Source organism: Arthrobacter sp. CP30 (assembly GCF_053470025.1).
The window spans coordinates 273,766-292,641 of the sequence record NZ_JBQEMM010000004.1 but is presented as its reverse complement, the minus strand read 5'-3'; the positions used below and the strand labels follow the sequence as shown (position 1 = coordinate 292,641).

General features: G+C 67.4%; 12 protein-coding genes. 1 reads left to right on the top strand and 11 read right to left on the bottom strand.

Going from position 1 to position 18,876, the window contains the following annotated elements; genetic code table 11:
• Nucleotides 1–155: 155 nt before the first annotated feature.
• From ACTIMO_RS08125 to ACTIMO_RS08075, 11 genes are all read right to left on the bottom strand, one after another.
• Complete coding sequence (locus ACTIMO_RS08125; protein ID WP_448182077.1) at nt 156–3,752, bottom strand: PKD domain-containing protein; 3,597 nt, start codon at nt 3,750–3,752, stop codon at nt 156–158.
• Nucleotides 3,749–5,071: an O-antigen ligase family protein gene (locus ACTIMO_RS08120; protein ID WP_448182076.1), complete on the bottom strand. Its 1,323-nt coding sequence runs from the start codon at nt 5,069–5,071 to the stop codon at nt 3,749–3,751. Before ACTIMO_RS08120 ends, ACTIMO_RS08125 begins: the two co-directional genes overlap by 4 nt.
• A complete protein-coding gene (locus ACTIMO_RS08115) occupies nt 5,068–6,633 on the bottom strand; it encodes a hypothetical protein (RefSeq protein ID WP_448182075.1) in 1,566 nt (521 codons plus the stop codon). The genes ACTIMO_RS08120 and ACTIMO_RS08115 overlap by 4 nt, the downstream gene beginning before the upstream one ends.
• A gap of 13 nt (nt 6,634–6,646) precedes the next feature.
• Nucleotides 6,647–7,954: a hypothetical protein gene (locus tag ACTIMO_RS08110; RefSeq protein ID WP_448182074.1), complete on the bottom strand. Its 1,308-nt coding sequence runs from the start codon at nt 7,952–7,954 to the stop codon at nt 6,647–6,649.
• Between the two features lie 32 nt (nt 7,955–7,986).
• Nucleotides 7,987–8,757 carry a WecB/TagA/CpsF family glycosyltransferase gene (locus ACTIMO_RS08105; RefSeq protein ID WP_448182073.1) on the bottom strand — a complete coding sequence of 257 codons (771 nt, stop codon included), beginning with the start codon at nt 8,755–8,757 and terminating at the stop codon, nt 7,987–7,989.
• Nucleotides 8,754–9,218 (bottom strand): adenylyltransferase/cytidyltransferase family protein, encoded by a 465-nt coding sequence (locus tag ACTIMO_RS08100; RefSeq protein WP_448182072.1) that lies wholly within the window; start codon nt 9,216–9,218, stop codon nt 8,754–8,756. Before ACTIMO_RS08100 ends, ACTIMO_RS08105 begins: the two co-directional genes overlap by 4 nt.
• A gap of 63 nt (nt 9,219–9,281) precedes the next feature.
• Complete coding sequence (locus tag ACTIMO_RS08095; RefSeq protein ID WP_448182071.1) at nt 9,282–10,772, bottom strand: sugar transferase; 1,491 nt, start codon at nt 10,770–10,772, stop codon at nt 9,282–9,284.
• Nucleotides 10,773–11,228: 456 nt separating this feature from the next.
• On the bottom strand, nt 11,229–13,907 hold the full coding sequence (locus ACTIMO_RS08090) for an AAA family ATPase (RefSeq protein WP_448182070.1): 2,679 nt from the start codon (nt 13,905–13,907) through the stop codon (nt 11,229–11,231).
• Nucleotides 13,904–16,558 carry a LuxR C-terminal-related transcriptional regulator gene (locus ACTIMO_RS08085; RefSeq protein ID WP_448182069.1) on the bottom strand — a complete coding sequence of 885 codons (2,655 nt, stop codon included), beginning with the start codon at nt 16,556–16,558 and terminating at the stop codon, nt 13,904–13,906. The genes ACTIMO_RS08090 and ACTIMO_RS08085 overlap by 4 nt, the downstream gene beginning before the upstream one ends.
• A 212-nt stretch (nt 16,559–16,770) precedes the next feature.
• Nucleotides 16,771–17,367 (bottom strand): aminoacyl-tRNA hydrolase, encoded by a 597-nt coding sequence (gene pth, locus ACTIMO_RS08080; protein ID WP_448182068.1) that lies wholly within the window; start codon nt 17,365–17,367, stop codon nt 16,771–16,773.
• A gap of 14 nt (nt 17,368–17,381) precedes the next feature.
• Nucleotides 17,382–18,032 (bottom strand): 50S ribosomal protein L25/general stress protein Ctc, encoded by a 651-nt coding sequence (locus tag ACTIMO_RS08075; RefSeq protein WP_055770280.1) that lies wholly within the window; start codon nt 18,030–18,032, stop codon nt 17,382–17,384.
• Between the two features lie 369 nt (nt 18,033–18,401).
• Here ACTIMO_RS08075 and ACTIMO_RS08070 point away from each other — a divergent pair, with 369 nt between their 5' ends.
• Entirely contained in the window at nt 18,402–18,839 is a 438-nt protein-coding gene (locus ACTIMO_RS08070; RefSeq protein ID WP_448182067.1) for a VanZ family protein, read from the top strand.
• The last annotated feature ends 37 nt before the right edge of the window (nt 18,840–18,876 follow it).

The following is an 18,876-nucleotide window of genomic DNA, read 5'->3' as shown; positions in this document are numbered from 1 at the left end:
TGCTGCTTCGGCGAATGCCCATCCTGCGCCCGGCTCCGAACCTTCACCCGGACCGCACGCGTACGCCGAGAGGAGCACCCGCCGTCTCCGAAGCCCATTCGATGCCATGACACGCTCCACCCTGTCCATCCCTTCGTCCCCCATCATCGCGACTTCTAGCGAGGAGTCGTCGCGAGGAAGTTCGAGACCCTCAGCCAGACCGGCGCGTTGACTGCGGACCCCGACAGCTGAGCTCGAACCCCGACCGATCCCTCGGCCTGGAGGGACGCCGTGGTGTCGACGGCACCGACCTGCCAGGCAGCGGGCTCACTCGTTCCGGCGGCCCAGACCTTCGCCTTGAGGTCGGTGCTTCCGACGCCTGACGCGAGCATCTTCAGGGTCAGGCGCTCACCGGGAGCGCCCGTCAGGCCTGGGACGAGTACTTCGCTCGTCAGGTAGACCTCCGAGCCGTCGCTCGCCGAGCGGGTCAGCGCGATGTACACGCGCCCCGACGAGATGTAGCGCAACTTGGCCCGGTACTCGCCCTGGCCTTCCACCGCCCTACCCGTCAGTGTGACGTAGACGCCGCCGCCGGTCGCGGGCTTGTCGAGCACTGCGTCCATCCGTGTCTCGGTAGCCGAGGACACGACACCCGGGACAAGAGCGGCAGGAGCATTTCCCGGAGCCAGCATCTTCAGGATGCCCGCGGAGGGCTCCACCGAATAGCGGGTCGATGATCCCGAGATACGCCAGGCGCCGCCCAGATTCGCGGTCCCCAGTCCTGACGACAGGGTCCGGTCGAAGGCGTCCTGCACGAGGGGCGTCCCGGCCGGCAGATCGAGCCGGACGGTCACTTGCTGCCGGCTGGTGGCCGACAGACCCTGAGCGTCACGCACCGTCAGATCGACGGTATACGTCCCATTCGCGGCGAAGGTCCGCGTGACGACCTGGCCTGACTGAGCGGAGCCGTCGCCGAAGGACCAGTCCCAGCCGGCCACAGCTCCCTCGGGATCGGCGCTGGCACTCCCGTCGAACGTGCAGGTCCGGTTCTCGCAGACTGCGGTGAACGACGCGGTGGGCGCGGTGTTCACCGGAATCACCACCGTGACCTGCTGGGACGAGGTTGCCGTCAGTCCGGCGCCATCCGTCACCTGCAGACCGACGTCGTAGGTACCCGACTCCCCGTAGGCGTGCGTCGCAGTGCGTCCCGATCCCGAAGCACCGTCACCGAAGTTCCAGGAGTAGCTCGCGATCGCTCCCTCGGCATCGGCAGAGGTACTTGCATCGAAGGCACAGTCCGCACCGTTGCAGGACGCGGTGAAAGCTGCCTTCGGTGCCGTATTGGGAGCCTTGACCTCGACGGCCTGGGTGCTGGTGTCCTTGACACCCCTGTCATCGGTCACGGTCAGGGTCACCTGATAAGTCCCTGCCGTCGCGTAGGTGTGGGACGCAGTCCGATCGGTTGCGCGGTTGCCGTCGCCGAGATCCCAGGCGTAGCTGGCGATCCCTCCCTCGGCATCCGTCGATGCACTGGCGTCGAACGAACACGTGAGGTCCACGCAGCTCGCGGTGAACTGTGCATCGGGCGCCGTGTTGCCGATGCCCAGCTGGAAGTGCCATGCGGCATCTACGGCCGACAGGGCCGTCGGGTAGACCGCAACCTCGTCGATACTGCCCTGCAGGGCGGCACTGGACGGCTGGCCGGGCCAACCCGAGAGATTGTCCGCACCGACCCGCCAGTAGCCTGTGTAGGCGTTGATCGCCGGCACGACCCGTGATTCCTGTAGGACGCCGTCCACGTAGAGGTCGACAGCGCCTGGGCGGACCGACGTCAGCACATGGTGCCAGACTCCGTCATTCAGCGGCTTCTTCGACGACACGATCGCTGCGGACCCGGTCCAGGCCCCGAAATTGACCACGCCATCGTTGCGCATGTAAAGGTGCCGGTCGTAATTGGAGCTGGTCGTGTCCTTCTGGTTGCCGAAACCAAGAATGCGACCGCCCTGCTTCGTCGTCGTCTTGATCCATGCTTCTGTCGAGAACGTCGCCGGGTTGGGTAGGAGATTGCTGCTGCTGATCCTGCTGCCGCCCGCGCTCAGACCTGCTGCTGACGAGCCTGGCGTGATGCCCGTCTGGCCGAGTGCGACGCCGCTGAGGGTGCCTGCGTTCGTCCCCACAGCGTCCGCCGCCGTGGTTCCCGACGTCTCTTCGAGGCGCCAGTGGAGGTCGGCACCATCGGCCTTGACGGTCTCCGCGTACGACAGGGTCGCGTCCGAGACCGTCACGTAGGGCGTCCAGTAGGAGGTGACCGTCCCCACTCCATCAGTTGCTTCCACCCTGTAGGCCACCTTCGACCCCGGGGCGAGGCCCTCCTCCTGAAACGTCACGGAGGGCCGGTCCCAGAATCGGGATTCGATGTCCTGTGTGAGAACCGGCTCAGCGACGCCGCTGCGATAGACCCGGTAGGTCAGCTTCTCGTCATCGGCGTCGACCGTCGTCTTGAAGGTCGTTTTCACCACACCGCTCCGAGCGCTGGCCGAGGTCGGGGTCAGGGGCCGCTCGGGATTCGTCTGAGGGGTGGGACCGAAGAGCCCGACTCCCTGCTGAGGCTTCCCGTTGACGGTCGTGAAATCGCCGCCGACCCACAGCCTGGTCCCATCGGTCGCCATGGCGAACGGACCGACCCGGGTCGTCCCGGCCCCGTTCGTCGTCGGGTACCAGCCCTCGATCTTCCCGCTCTGCGTGTTCTGCGCGAGCAGCATCCGGTTGGGACCTTCGGGGAAGGCGCCCTCGAACGAACAGTTGTGCGCGTGGGACCCCTTGTAGAGAGATCCACCGATCAGGGCCAGAGCCTCAGTTGCACCGAGGCAGTTGTTCTTCCACCGGAGCTCGCCCGTGGCGATACTCGCGGAGAACGTCCCGTCGAAGCATCCACCGCCGTCTCCCGCTGATGCCACGTAGATGGAGTCGGCGTCCCGGATGATCTCGCGGACACGGGCATCGCATCCGCTGGTCAGGGGAGGCATGGCCGACGCGGCAGGAAAGGGCAGATTGGCACCCGCAGCGGCATCGACGTGCGCGATGGCCCGCTGGGGATTGCCCCCGATGCTGGAGAAGGCTCCGCCGATGTAGACGGACGCCTCATCCGGCGCCACCTCGACCGCTGCGATGTCTCCGTCCGCGGAAGGATTCCACGGCAGGAGCACGCCCGCCGTGGTGACCGCCGCGGCGCGGGTCCGTGTCTCATTGTTGACGGCGCCGAAGGACCCACCGAAATAGACTTTGTCCCGCGTGGCGCCGATCGCCGTGACGCGATAGGCGACGTTGGGGTTGAAGGTATGGTCGACGGCCAGCGTCGACGTGTTGATCGCGGCCAGACGACGATGGGTCTTACCACCGAGGGTGGTGAAGTCCCCGCCGGCGTAGACGCGGGTGCCGTCGGGAGAAGCCTCCAGCGCATATACCTTGCCGTTCGAGGCGGCGTCGAAAGACGTCACGAGGGCACCGGTCGCCGCATCGAACACGGCGAGGTAAGGCCGCGCCACCTCGTTGGCCCCTGCGGCAGCGCCCGGCGGGCGCACGCTCGTGAATTCACCTCCGACGAACACTTTCCCGTTGGCGTAGGCCAGGGTCCGGACAGTGCCGTTCGTCTGCCACATGGCTGTCTCGGTCGCGGAGATCGGCGTCTGGCGTGCCTGTGCAGGCAGTGGAAGTCCCACGGCCAGGGTCAAGGCCACGAGCAGGGCGAGGGTCGTTCGAAGGAGTGATTTCACGGCTGGAACCGTTTCTGCGAAGGTGTGCGAAGCTGGACGGCATCTACACGGGGACGGGGAGGGGAAGCTGACGAACTGACGCACACGGCCAGGAGAAGTACCAGGGTGAGCGAGGAAAGATCGCTGAGGCCACTTTCGTTGACCGACGCGATCATGACGTAGACCAGGAGGAACATCGAACCAGCCCGCGCGAGCGCGTTCGTCGTTCGGATCGCTGAATAGAGCGCCGCAAGGACTGCAGCGAGCACCAGGACGACGCCGACGAGGCCGACCTCCCAGAACAGGCTCAACCAACTGTTGTCGATTGGCACCGACGCGATGTCACCCTCGCCCCGGCGCAGGGAGACGCGCTTTTCCCCCAGACCGTGACCGAGGAGAAAGACCCGGAGATCCAGATCCCTGGACAGGATATATTCCCACACGGCTGTCCGACCGCTGAGTCGGCCGATCAGTTCCGGCTCTTGCCCTCGGATGACCCAGGCCGTCACCGGGGAGAGGAAGGGAACGCACAGTGCTGCGGCAGCGAGAAGCGCCACCAGGCCACGGCGCCCCAGGCGGTGGCCCGCAGTCAGGAGGAAGGCGACCAGCAGTCCCGCAACGAGGCCCAGTGCGGCGGTACGCGTCCTACTGAGCAGCAGGAGGCTCAGACCCAGAACCACCGACGGAGATGCCACCCACCACCGCATCTTCCCGGCAAAGGCCAGGATCAGAGTCAGGCCGACGAGGATCGCACCGATCTCACCCACGCGTGGTGGCATCATCGGCAGTAGTCCCCCGGCGAGCCTGCCGCCCGCCGAGTACGGCTTACCGTCGAGCCACTGCCCACCGCCCGAGGCGAAGCCGGCTGCGACGCTCAGCCCGAGCAGACCGAACGCCGCGACCCCGGCCGCTAGGACCCGGCCGCTGCGATCCCGGACCAGGACGCCCAGTATGACGACGACCAGTATTCCTGCCAGGTACCGGACACTCCGCAGGAGAGCACCGATCTCCTCAGCCTGCGCCAGCCCCACCAGGAAGACGTAGACCCCGTACGCGAGGAGGACTCCTGCCGCCGCCGGCACGCGGACCTTCGATCGTGGCGGTACGACGAGCATCAGCATGACCAGGGTCGCCAGGATGACTGCGCCCTTCAGCTCCGCGCTGCCGTCACCACCGCCCAACGGACCGCTCGCCGACCACGGCTGCACGTTGACGAAGAGGACTGTCCAGGAAGCACCCAGCACGAGTGCCGAGACGCGGCTGCGCGCGGTCGACGCGACCGCGGGCGCGGTCGCGTTCGGCCCGGCCTGATCCAGCTCGGATGCGTGGAGGGTCGTCATTTCGCCGCCAGGGCCCTGGGCGTGGGCTGCGTACCGAGAGGCTTACGCCGTGTCCGCAGACCTGCGGCCGCAGATCGCCCAGCTGATCGTCCGGCGGATGACCGCGGCTGGTCGTCGGAGGACGTCCGCCTGGTACGGTCCAGGATGATCGTCCCGCCGATGGTGACTCCGGCATCCTGGAGCTTCCTCGTGACCTGCGAGACGTTACTGACCGTGTCCTTGTCCCTCCGCACCAGGAGTACGGCGGTTCCGTCGAAGGACCTCGGCAGCAGGGCCACCTGCTCGATCGAATCCTCCGCCGTTCCCGAGACGAGCAGCACGACCTCGGGCGCCGCGGTGGTACCGGTGGACGCGAGGACGACACTCGATGCGACACCGGCAGCTTCCTGTGCATCTGCGCGTGCTGCGCCGGACAGCAGGGTGAGGCTGCCGGCCTCGACCGACGAGTGGTCCTGCAGCTGCTGCATCTCCGTCGCCGCCGTCGGATCGAGCGCGAGGACCACGAAGCTCTGCCCCTGTGCCAGCAAGCCGTTCGCCAGCAGGGCCAGGCCAGGAGCGATGCCCGGGCCGGAGGTCACCGGCCGCAGCAGGATCGTCCGAGGAGTGCTGCCGTCCTCGCTGGAGGGGGGGACGATGGAACGCACGAAAAGTTGACCGGCCGACGCGAGGGTGCGCCCGGCACCGACCTCAGCGACGGTGTGCACTCCCGTGCTGCGGGTGACGTCCGTGTCGTCCAGTACCCTGTTGCCCACCTGACGGAGCAGCACCACGAGGGCGAACCCGACCACCAGACCGAGCAGGCACCCGAGTGCCCCGAGCTCCACAGCGGAGAGGGATGACGACACGGTACCGGCTGTCGCCGGCCGCAGGATCTCGCCTCCTCCGGAGAAGGAAGCTGCGGCCGACTCCAGCGCCGCGGACGATGCGCTTGCCGTGCTCGCCAGACCTTCGAGTTCCTGACGGCGAGTCAGGAGCACCGAGGCGTAGGTATTGTTCCCGTCATCGAGCGCCGCATCGATCGGTGCATCCAGGGCCACCGCCGCTTCGAGATCCTCTGTCGCCGTGGCCTGCCTCTGATCCGCCAGGCGGAGCAGTTCGTCCCGTCCGACACCCGCGCGGTACTCGAGGAATGCGGCAGCGACAGCGTTCGCGTTCCGCACTGCAGTCTCGGCCGTTGGGCCCTTCACGCCGATGAGATAGCTGTTGTCCGTCGTCGGCGCGGCGGAGATGCCGCCGGCGATGACGGATGCCTCGTCCTCCCCCAACCCCAGCTGCGCTGAAGCATCCGCGGCGATCGACGGACTCGCGATGATCAGGGCCTGGGTCTCGGCCGGAAGCTCCAGGCCGAGCGGTCCGGTCTTCTCGACGGCCGGATCGGTGCCGATGTCCGCCGGAAGGGCGTAGTTGCCCGTGACGACCTCGGCTTTCGCCGTGTAGACCACCGGATCGGCGATGGCCGAGGCCAGACCGACCACGCCTCCGATCACCCCCAGGAGCGCGACGAACTTCCACCGTGCTTTCAGTAGCTTCATGATGCTGCCCCAGATTGACCAGTCGTCCACAGTGGATCCGTTCCTAAGTAGTTGCCTCGGACGAAACCGAGGCGTGAGTTTTCTCGATGGAACCGGGCGTGGTGTCGGGAAGCAGTGAGAATACTTCCGTCTGCCCGGGTGGCGCGGCGACGAGCACCGTCCGGTGGTACAGCACGACCCAGAGCATCATGTTCACGCCGGCTGCCGCGCTCAGTGCCCACGCTGCTGTCGCCGCGTCAGGACCGAGCATCGCCAGAGACACGAAGACGAGCACGACGCAGGAGGTGAGGATTCTCATCCACATGCTCCGGCGGGCCGCCCGGAATGCCCGGAGCGCGACGACCGGCCCGGTGTTGAGGCCGTTCAGGACCTGGGTGAGGCACAGCGGCAGGAGAAGCGCGGCCGCAGCCATCCAGGATGGCCCGGCGAGGGCGCTCATGATGCTGTCGGGAGCCAGAGAGACTGCGATCCCCCACGCAGCGGCGCCGCAACCGACGATCAGGGAGAGGGCCAGGGCAAGTCGGCTGACCGTCGGCCGCCCGCCTGCCATGGCCTTCACGGCCTCCGGCACCGCGACGGCACCGATTCCCTGGACCAGGACGTTGACCGGACCCAGAACGACCATGACCAGCTTGAACTCGCCGGCTGCAGCCAACCCGAAACTGACTCCAATGAGCATTGTCGTGGCCTGCGAGGAACCAGTGATGGCCAGACCTTCCACGACATAGCGCGGCCAGAGGTCCCGCTGCGTCCTGCACCAGGAGAGGGAGGCGCCGACACGAGGCATGCACCGGAGGGTGGCGAGTCCGGTCAGACCCGCGATCGTCGCTGCTCCACCCCATGCAAGGAAGAGTTGCGCGGCGGTCGGTTGAGGTGTCGCAAGGGCCAGGACGAAGCCGGGCACGAGAAGGACGGCCCAGAGCAGGTCGTTGATGAAAGCCCTCCGACCCTGCCCGAGGGCGAAGAAGATCAGCCGCACGGCATCCTGGACGAGGAGCCCCGGCAGGATGAATCCCAGCACCAGGACGAGCCCGGCCGTCGGCTCGGGCAGAAGGAACGAGCTGAGGACGAGGCCTGCTCCCAGAAGGACACCGAGGGCGGCCGTCGTGCCGAGGCCCGCTTCGAGGGCTCTTCTCGGATCGTCTCCCGGCGACGCCTTCGTGAAGCGAACGGCGAACGGCTCTGTCACCAGCGCACGGGACACTGAAAGAACGATGCAGAACAGAGCGAACACGAGCGCGTAGGCGCCGAATTCGTCGATCGGAACGGACCGCGCAATCAGGATGCCCACCGCGAAGTTCGTGAGGCTCGACACCGACTGGTCCGCCAGCCCCCAACCGATCCTGGTCACGACGCGAGGCGGCCTCACCCGGACCATGGACCTCACGGAGACCTCGTGAGTCTGGGCGGTTCCATGATCGAACGGGCGACGAAGAGTGGGATGTTTCGGAAGTACCGACGCCAGAGCCGGCGCGGTTCCTTCGCCAGACGGTAGGACCATTCGAGGCCGCTGCGCTGCATCCAACGCGGTGCACGTGCAACCGCGCCTGCATGCATGTCGAAAGCGCCGCCGACACCGATGAGGATGGGGGCATCGAGCCTGGTGCGATGGCTCGCCATCCACCTCTCCTGCTTGGGCGCACCCAGACCCACCCACACGATGTCCGCTCCACTGGTGTTAATGCGGTCCATCAGGTCCTGTTCCTCGGTATCGGACAGAGCCCGGAAAGGGGGACTGTAGTGCCCGGCGATGCGCAGGTCCGGGAAGTCCCGCCTCAGGTTGGACACCAGCGTGTCATTGGTCTCCTGGCTTCCACCCATGAAGAACGAGGACCATCCGTGACGTTCTGCCTCTTCGAGGAGGCGCGGCATCAGGTCGGGTCCGCAGACTCGCTCGATGGTGTCGGATCCGGCGCGCCGCCCCGCCCAGACGAGCGGCACGCCGTCGGGAAGGGTCAGGACCGAATCGTTGAAGACCTGCCGGAGTTCCGAGTCCGCGCTTGCGTGCAGCAGTGCGTTGACGTCGCTGACACAGACATAGCCCTTCTCGTCCGATTGGATCGCATGGGTGATGCGCTTGACGGCCATCGTCATGTCGACACAGCTGACATGCACGTCCAGGATGGAGACGCGGGAGATCGCATCGACGGTCATCCTCGCGCCTCCATCAATCCCGATGCTGCGCCCTCGTGGCGGGAGGAAGAGGCCTCCAGTGCCTGACGCAGGAGGGAACTCGAGGTGTGGAGCGTGTAGGGGAAGTACTCCACCCGCACGCCGAGTGGCTCGAACTGTCGTTCCAGGGCCTCACCCTTGTCCGTATTGCGCCAGTCGTCACCTTTGAAGAACACGTTGAACCCGAGCTGACGCCAGCTGTCGACCTTCTGGAGATTGTCGTCCGCATAGACCTGGTCGACCGTGCGGATACCTGCGACGATCCGAAGCCGTTCGGCCAGAGGGATGACGGGCGCACGGCCCTTCGTCACCATCAGGATCTCGTCCGAGACGACACCGGCGATCAGGTAATCGCAGCGCGAGCGTGCGTTCTCGAGCAGGTTCAGGTGGCCGATGTGGAACAGGTCGAAGGCGCCGGCCGCGTATCCGATACGGATAGCCATGGTTGCCCCCTTTCTAAGTCGTGGACGAGGAGATCGTCGAGTGTCTGGGCAGTTCGGCGGCCATCAGTAGGCACCATCGGGCTTCAGCATGACCTTGAAGGTCCGCCACATGATGATCAGGTCGCCGGTGACGGACCAGTTCTCCACGTAGTAGAGGTCGAGGCGGACGCTTTCCTCCCAGTCGAGGTCGGACCGTCCGCTGACCTGCCATAGACCGGTAAGACCCGGCTTGATCAGGAGGCGTCGATGTGTGTGCTCCTCGTAACCGGAGACCTCGCTGACCAGAGGCGGGCGGGGGCCGACGAGGGACATGTCCCCCCGCAGGACGTTCCAGAACTGGGGTAGTTCGTCGAGCGAGTACTTGCGGATGATTGCGCCGACCTTCGTCACCCGCGGATCCTCACGCATCTTGAAGAGGACACCGCTGCCCTGGTTCAGCTCCTTGAGCAGTTCCAACTCGTCCTCCGCGGTCGTGACCATCGAGCGGAACTTGAACATCTTAAAGGCGCCCGAATCTTTCCCTGCGCGCTCCTGGACGAACAGCGCGGGCCCGGGCGTATCGCGGCGGATGACGATGGCCAGCAGGATGAACAGTGGCGCCAGGATGGCCAGAGCAGAACCGGCGACGGCTATATCCATGGCCCGCTTCAGGACATGACGGCCACCCGTGAACTGCGGCAGCTCCACGTGCATGAGGGGGAGTCCTTCGACGGGCCTCATCGTGATGCGGGGGCCGGCCACGTTGGTCAGCGCCGACGCGAGGACCAGCTCCGTGTGTGAGGCTTCGAGCCGCCAGCCGAGCTCCCGAATGTAGGAGCTGCCCTTCCGCAGGTGGCCGGCAACGATCACTGCATCCGCGCCCGTGTGCGCCACGAAGTCCTCGATCTTCCGGAGTCCGCTCACCACCGGGACGAGTCGATCACCGGTATGGAGGGCAGCCGGGTTCGCCCTGCCCTCGTAGACCGCGCCGACGACGGCATAGGCGGCACCGGATTTCTTCGCGAGCTGTGCAGCGACATAGCGGACATCCTTGGGCCGGCCCACGACCACGACCTTCGAGAGGTGGTGACCGAGCCGGCTCTGGTGGAGAAGCCACTGCCGCCAGAGCCACCGGCTGGCGAGAAGCAGCAGCGTTCCGAAGGGCAGCGCCAGCAGCAGGAGGCTTCGGAAATGCTCGAGGTCCAGGAGGACGACGACCACCGCCGTCAGGGCGAAGGTCCCGGTGCTCGCCCGCAGGACCTTCTTGTACTCACCCGCGCCGGTGCCGACGAGCCTGGAATCCCGCGTACGGAACAGCGCCATCATCATCATCCAGCCGATGGCGATCGTTCCGCCGAGCCCGAGGATGTCGGCGATGTGCGCCGCGCTCGTGTCGAGCGTCACCAGATTGACGGTGAGGAGGATGATTCCGAGGATCAGGACCGAGTCGGTGGCGAGGAGCGAGACCTGGTATCGACGCCGCCAGGCCACACCCGACAGGGGAAGTGGTTCGTGCAGGGCCGAAAGTCCTGCCGTCGCTGCAAAAGGACCGATGGCGCTGTGTGTCTGTGTCACTGCGCGCCCCCTCTCCTGCGGGCAGCGAACGAGCTGCCCATCGGGCGAAGCTGGGGAGCCGACGACGGCTGGGGACGGACCTCGGTCTCAGAAGGTCCTGACGTCGCCGGCTCCGATTGTGGGTGCGGCGAGGCTGCAACGGCAGACCTTCCGCAGATGATCGGGCGGATCGTGACCGTAGGCCGGTCGCCCCCCGATCGCGGGAGCAAGTGGTGGAGAGTGCCTACCTGGGTGGAGTGGCTGATGCCGCAGGATGGACGACCCATGAATGAGACCCGATTCTTCAAAAATTTCCCCAGCTTTGCTGACAAAGCTCTTGCGGAAACTCTATGGATCGGTTCAGGCCCGCACACGAGTAAGCCCTACGTGTTTGCTGCACCGTGCTTACGCGTGGACTACCTGTGCACTACTCGTCCCTACTACGTGCCAGTACCCTCGCCTACGTGGATCAGGCGCTCAGGCGCCTCGTAGGTCCTCTCTACGGTTGACACCGAGCTTGGCGAAGATGCGATAAAGATGTCCTTCGACCGTGCGCACGGACACGCCCTTGGCCTGGGCGATCTCGCGGTTCGAGCGTCCATCCTTGACGAGCCCGACGATGGCCCGCTCGGTCGGGGTGAGCCTGGGCGACGTGGCCGCGGGCGAGACCGCCGCGAGCGGACGTGGTACGGGGCCCTCGCGCAGCTCGCCCAGCGTCACGATACGCCGTTGGATGGATCGTGCCCTCCGGCCGGCTCCCTGTTCGCCCATGAACTGCAGCGCGAGCGAGAGCCCTGCGAACTCGAAGGCAGTATTGCCCCGCGCCCCCGCCATGGTTGCGGCAGCAACCATGGCGTCGGCGTCCTTCGCCTTCGCGGCGGCGGCGAAGGCGAAGAGGTCCGCGGCGCCGCTGCCTTCGATCCCCTGCAGCACGGTCAGCAGAGGGTCCACGGCGCTGGTGTCGCCCAGCAGGAGTGAGAGCCGGAGCGCTGTTCCGGCAAGCTCCAGCATGCCGTCCCTCCCGGCCGTCTCGGCGATGGCGATGAGATCGGCGCGGGCACCCGGCGAATCGCCGAGCAGGGCGGCAGTCGCCGTGACGAAGACCCGTCCCCCCAACCGCACTGTCCTCGATCCACGGTCCGGAGTCCGCTCGAAGTCCGCCACGAGCGCTCGGGCTCGCTCCTGGTCACCGGCAAGTGCACTCGCGTAGGCGGCCATGCCGGTCAGCAGGGTCATCACCTGCGGGACGTCCGACTCCCTCAGCGCCTCCAGGGCGAGCATGAACCGGTCCCGAGCCTCCCGGTTCCGGGAGGCTCGCAACGCGATGATGCCATCCACGACATCCCCCCACCCTGCGAGGTGGACGATGCTCCTGGGGTGCACCCGGGAGTGGGCCCGGAGCACGGACTTCGCCTCGGCCCCGCGTCCGATGTTGGTGAGCAGGAGGACGTGCCGTGCCGCTGCGGATTCGCGGTGTCCGAGCAGCGCAGCTCCTCCGGCCTCGATGAGTTCGAGGGCAAGCGCGGAGTGCGCGCTTCCCTCCTCGGACCGCCCCATGCTCCCGAGGAGCTCGCTGAGGAGGATCATGCTGGCCACGCGGGTGTCGTCCGTACCATCCGGGTGGTTCATCACGTCCAGGAGGTCGGACTCCAGTCCGTCGAATCGTCCTTCCAGGAGCAGGACATGGCTCTCGAGCACACGCGTGCCCAGGTGGGCCTGCTCCAGCTCGGCGTCACTCGGCTGGAATCCGTCACTCGACTGCATCCGCGTGACGAGTGATCTCCAGCGATCCACGTCCACGCGCAGGTCCTCGGAGGGCGAGCCCGACTTCAGCTTGAGCTCCAACGAGAGCCGGATGGCGTCCCTCGCGACCGGGAAGTCCTTGCATGTCCGGAGGGCCTCGTCCACCAATTCGCGTGCGTGGGACAGGTTGCCGCGGCCAGCCTGGACCCGGGCGACCTCCGTCAGGACACGTCCACGGAGGCCGGGAGTCGATACTGCCCGCACCGCACGCAGCGCGAAGTCGTGGTCACGCAGTCCGTTGGCGACCATGGCTGCCCTGAGCAGCGTGGTGTCGTCCGGCCGGTCTCCGCAGTCGAGGCCCCACGAGACGGCGCGGAGGAATCCCTCCAGGGACTGATCCTCCGCGCCGAGCGCGGCGAGCACTCGCCGGCGTACGTCGATGCTTCGGGCCGCGGGCACGTGGGCGCGAAGGACGTCTCCGTAGAGCGGCTGCTCCAGCGTGACAGGTCGGCCGGGCTCCGTACCGACGGCGAGGAGGCGGTCGTCCCGCAACCGCTCGAGTGCAGTGGCATCCACGCACGCGGCGAGGGCAGCCAGGGCGATGGGCTCGGCGAGGGCAACCACCTCGAGCGCCTCCATGTCCTCGTGGCTCCTCGCCCGAAGCTGCGAGCGGATCAGGTCACCGAGGCGGAGATCGATCCTCGGCTGCTCGTTCGTCAACCGCCACACACCGTTGCGCTGCTGCAGGTATCCCTGGCTCACTCCCTGCTCGAGCAGGGTCCTCAGGAACAACGGGTTGCCGCCCGTCGTCATGGCGAGTGCCTGCACGGAGCCGGTGAGCACTGGACCGCCCAGAACCTGCGAGCACAGCTCCGTGATGTCGTCCGGGTCCAGCGCCCTCAACTCGAAGCGCTGAAGGAGCCCATCGGATCCGAAGGCCCTCAGATCGGCTGGAATGCTAGGCCTCTCCCGCATCATCACGAGCAGCTTGGCTCGTCGGGCGCTGACGAGCTGAGCGAGCAGGGCACTGGTGCTCGCGTCCAGCTCGTGTGCATCGTCGACGACGACGAGGGGCGGACGCTGCGATCGCGTGGGAGCACCGGCGGTCAGATGGCTCATGACGGCGCGCAGGATGGCCACGGGAGATTCCGCCTCGGCAGCGGAGAGCGTGTGCAGGTAGGGAGCGAGGGCTCCGAACGGAATCGCGCGGAGAGAGGCCCCACCGGTCACCCGAAGGACGGCTGCCGGCCAGCGGAGCTGCTCGAGCACTGCCCGTGCGACCGACGTCTTCCCTACCCCGGCCTCCCCGACGATCATCGCGCCGAAACTTCCCACGTCATCGAGCGCGGCCGCGACCTCCTTGAGTAGCCGTGCGCGCCCGACCAGTCCGGTCGTCGCTCCTGCCGCACTCACTGCGACTGCCCGAAGATCAACGAGAGCTGCTTGCGGCTCGAGAGACCGAGCTTTGACATGATCTGGTGCACGTGGCCCTCGACCGTCCTCGGCGAGATGTGTTCCTGCTGTGCGATCTCCTTGTTGGGCACGCCGAGGGCGACCTTCCGCGCGATGGCCCGCTCGCGTTCGCTCAGGAGCTTCCTCCGTACGTGCCTGCGGGCCGGCGTCGATGTCCGCCGGAGGATCTGCTCGGCGTGAACCCTGATCATCGGGTCGTCCGTCTCGGCGAGGTGCTCGATGCTCAGGGCGGCGATGTCTCCTGCGAGATTGTGGTTCCCGAGCTCCACCGCCCGCCGTGCCAGCTCCTTGAGCGCGGCGGGATCACGCGCGGTGAGCGCGGTGCCGAAGTGCTCGAGGAGCCGCGCGAAGGGCCCGTCCGACGCCCCTGCTGTCGTCGTCAGGACATCGGCCGACTCGTGTCCACCCAGTTGCACGGCCTGGCTCACGAAGAAGAGCTCGGCCCCCCGACGGCCCGAGGCGCCCAGTTCGAGGGCGTGCTCGCGGAACTTCGAGGCGACGTCCTCCGTGCTCTCGAGCCACGCCTCGACGAGGAGCGTGAAGTAGGTGACGGCCTCGCGGATGTGCCACGGGTACCGGTGGGCGTCCAGGTCGATCGCCTTCAGGTGGTCCTCCGCGGCATCGGGAGCATTCTCGAGTACCTGCGCGTAGGCCGCGGCGGCCTCCGCAAGCGGTAGGAATCCGTGCCGGTCACGGATGCGGAACTGGCTGATCGCCGGCATCAGGAGATTGAGCGCCTCGCTGCTGCGACCCAGGTAGGAGAGCAGGACGCCCTGCGCGAACTCCGAGACCGATCCTCCGTACAGGATGGCACCCGACCGTCCCTCCCGGCGGTTCGCGAGGTCCAGACACTCGGACCAGTACCCTGCCATCAGGAGAGTTCCATAGAGGTGGACCGAAGCGGCGTCGCGATCGAGCGGAGCGATCTCGCCGCAGACCGGTACGTCGAGCCGCGACGCGACGTTGCGCGCGATGGTCACCGCCTGTTCCTGGGATCCACGGGTCGCTTCCGCCACGCCGAGGAGGCTCCGCACCCTGATGCTCCATGGCGTGTCGTCCGCCCATTGCGCCAGCAGTTCCGGCGCGCGGGCGCAGACCGTGTCCACTTCACCCTCGAAGACGAGCAGTTCCAGCCGCACCACCTCGGCCTGCTCCCGGAGCGCGAAGGGGTCGGTCGAGGGATCTTCGCGCGCGAGCCGGGCGTCCACCTGCTCGAGCAGTTCCGCGACGTCCTGCTCCCTGCCCTGGGTGCCGGCCCTGAGGCGCGCCGCCAGGAGCCTCGCTTCCACCCATGCACGAAGCTGGGGCTCAGGCAGGTCCTCCTCGAGGAGGCCCTCGATCGTCCGGAGTGCCTCGGCGACGTGGCCGTCAGCTAGATGCTGGCGTGATCGCTCCACGACGGCCGCCGCTTCGACCACCGTTCCGGGCGCCGGGTCGACGGCATCGAGGAACCGTGCTGCCGCACCGTCGATCCGGTGATCGTTGGCAGAGCGCGCAAGGCCCACGAGTGCGGCCGAGTCGAGCTCGAGACCCTGGTCGAGCGACCAGGCCGCGAGCGACGTCCGGGCCCGCACTGTGACACCAGGTTCGTCCCGGAGGGCGCTGACCGTCTCGAGCGCATCCCTTCCGCGCTCGGAGAGCACCTGCGACCGGACGACATCGGCGAACACGTCGTAGGTCAGTCTGACCAGCGGGGTGGAGGCTCGGTCGACGGTGATCATCCGCTCCCGCTGGAGAGCGTCGATGGACCCCGGCGGCACCGCGTGCAGCAGGATCGGCACCGGGAGAGTCCCTGCCACGGCGAGGGTCTCGACCGTCGCGCGGTCCGCGCTCGGCAAGGCAACCAGCGTCGACGTCGTCCAGTCGCTGAAGGAGCGTCCGGACTCGGGGCGGTGCGTGTCCCTGCAGACCCATACGCCGTCGCGCGGGAACAGGTGACCGGAGGCGACGTCGGCCTTCGTGGCGATCTGCAGGTACTTCGGATTCCCGTCGCTGGAGAGCCACAGTTCCTGTGCCGCGGAGCGGGAGATCGGGCCCCCCAGCGCCGCAGCGAGGACTTCCGTCGTCGCGTCGAGGGTCAGTGGCTCGATGTCGAAACGGCTGAGCACCCTGTCCTTCCACAGGTCGAAGAACTCCACTGGCGCCTTCAGCAGGTCCTCGCACGTGATGAGGAGCCGCACCGCCCGGACCCGCGCCAATTGTGCGATCACGGTGGCCGACAGTTCATCGATCTCCTCGACGCCGTCGATGTGCATGAGGGTTCGCCGTTGCGTGGGATCCGTGTCGAATCGCCGCTGGAGGGCACTGAGGACGAGCAGTGGACTGCGGGCGGTGTCCTCGTCGAGTTCGGCCAGGAGGACATTGAGCGCGCCATAGGGAGTGGACGAGTGGGCGGCGGATCCGCGGATGTAGATGTGGTCCACCTGACGCGACAACGACGAGACCACGTGCTGGGCGATCATCGTCTTACCGATTCCCGAGGGCCCGACCACCACGACGCCCCTGGCCGCTTCGTCGCCGATGGCGGCGGCGATGGCGGCGGCTTCGGCATCCCGACCCGCGAAGGGCCACCGTCCGTCGACCACGGTCACAGGGCACGACCGAGGGGTTGTGCGGCCGGCTCCCATACCGGCACCACCGGTCCCGGACCGGGTTCACATCTCCACTCCAGCATGAATTGCGCCCCATAACGCTTGTCCCGAGGGGCTCACTTTACAGGCAGGCGGACCCTGCAGCCGGCTCACTGGCCTGCACGACGCGCTGTGTCTGCGCAGGATCTGCGCGGGATCTCCCCCGCATCGGATCAGCCGCCATGCTCCTTCTGAGGGTGGAAGCGTTGCTGAGCAGCGAGGAGACCGTCCGTGATGACCTGTTCGACGGCGTCTGCGGCGTCATCGACGAGGAACGGGAGGTCCTTCTTCTCCACGGTGCCGAAGTCCTTCAGCACGAAGTCGGCGGCGTCCTGGCGGCCGGGCGGCCGGCCCACGCCGACCCGCACCCTGTAGTAGTCCTTGGTGCCGAGCGCCTTGCTGATGTCACGGAGGCCGTTGTGCCCGCCCTCTCCCCCACCCAGCTTCACCTTGATCGTGTTGAACGGGATGTCGATCTCGTCGTGGACGGCGATCACGTGGTCCGGCTCGATGCCGTGGAACCGGGCGAGCCCGGAGACGGGTCCGCCCGTGAGGTTCATGTAGGTCGACGGTTTCGCGAGGACGACGCGCGGTCCGCCGAGACCGAGCCTGCCCTCGAGGGTGAGGGCCTGGACCTTCGACGTCGTGAATCTGCCACGGAGGCGTCCGGCGAGCACATTGAGGACCATCTGCCCGACATTGTGCCGGTTGCCGGCATAGCCGGGCCCGGGATTCCCGAGCCCGGCTACCAGCCAGGTGTCAGTGGACACCGTGCGGATCCTGCCTACTGCTCGTCGGCGTCGGTGATGACGGCGTCGGCGTCGGCGTCGGCCGCGGTTGCGCCCTCGGACGTGCCCTCGACGTCGTCGTCCGTCTCAGGGGTCTCGCCGAGGTCCTGGACCACGGGGGGCATGAGGTTGACGATCAGCGTCTCGGGGTCGGTGAGCAGGGTGACGCCCTGCGGCAGGACGATGTCCGAGGCGAGGACGTGCTGTCCGACCTCGCGGCCCTCGATGCTCACGGTGAGCGTCTCGGGCAGGTGGGTCGCCTCGGCCTCGACGAGGACCGTGCTGGCCTCGAGGTTGGAGACGACGTCCGCTGCAGGCTCGCCCTCGATGTGGATGGCGACATCGACCTCGACCTTCTCGCCGCGACGCACGGTCAGGAGGTCGAGGTGCTCCACGATCTGCTTGATCGGGTTGCGCTGGATGTCCTTGACGAGCGCGAGGTGGTCCTCACCAGCGACGTCGAGCGTGAGGAGGGCGTTGGCGGTGCGCACCGCGAGGGTCGTCGCCTTGGCGGGAAGGAGGACGTGGATGGGGTCCGCGCCGTGGCCGTAGATGACCGCGGGGATCATGTTGGCGCGGCGGGCCTGGCGGGCAGCGCCTTTGCCAAATTCGGTCCGGACGTGCGCTGCGAGCTTCTGGTCGGTCATGGGTTCTCCTCGGTGACATGGGCGGCAGTCCGGTGGACCGCCGTCGGGACTCAAGCCGCGGCGGGAGGAACGCGCTTCGGGCTGGTCCAGGAAACCGCTCGGCTGCTCACTGCAGTCCGGGAGACGTCGCTAGCCACCGTCGATCACGGAGTTCGCCGCACGATCGCCGGACTGACCGGGATCCGCAGGCCGCTCCCTCGCCTAGGCATCGGCATTAATCCTACCGCACGCCGCGCACCGCACCGGCCATGGGCCTGCGATACTGGTCGATGTCCCAGGGCGCCGCGACCGTCATCGCCAGCCCCCGTCCGAAGGATCACCGCACTGTCCGCACCTCTGCCCTCGGCGCGTTACCGACGCATCGCCCTGGTGGTGTGCATCCTCTGGCTGGGCGTGCTCGGGCTGGTCGTGCTCTCACCACTGCCCGTGGACCGGGATGGCGGGACGGCCCTTCGGGCAGCCCTCGCCGACCTGCACCGCGCAGGGTGGCCGTCCTGGCTCGGCTACCGATTCGTCGAGTCGACCTCGAACGTCATCCTGTTCGTTCCCTTCGGCATGTTCTTCTTCATCCTTGCGCCGCGTGGATTACGTCGATTCGGCCCGGTGACGGGCTTGGCCCTGTCGGTGGGCATCGAGCTCGCACAGCTCATCGCCCTTCCCCAAAGGGTGGCCAGCCTCTCCGACATCGCGGCGAACTCCCTCGGCGTCGTGATCGGATCAGGTGTCGCCTGGACCGCGACCAGGGTGCGCGACGGCGTGGCGGCGGACCGCACCGGGGCGCCTCCCGCTGCCACCGATGGAACTTGACCTACGCAGGCCGTCGTGTCAAGGGATCGCACCCCGC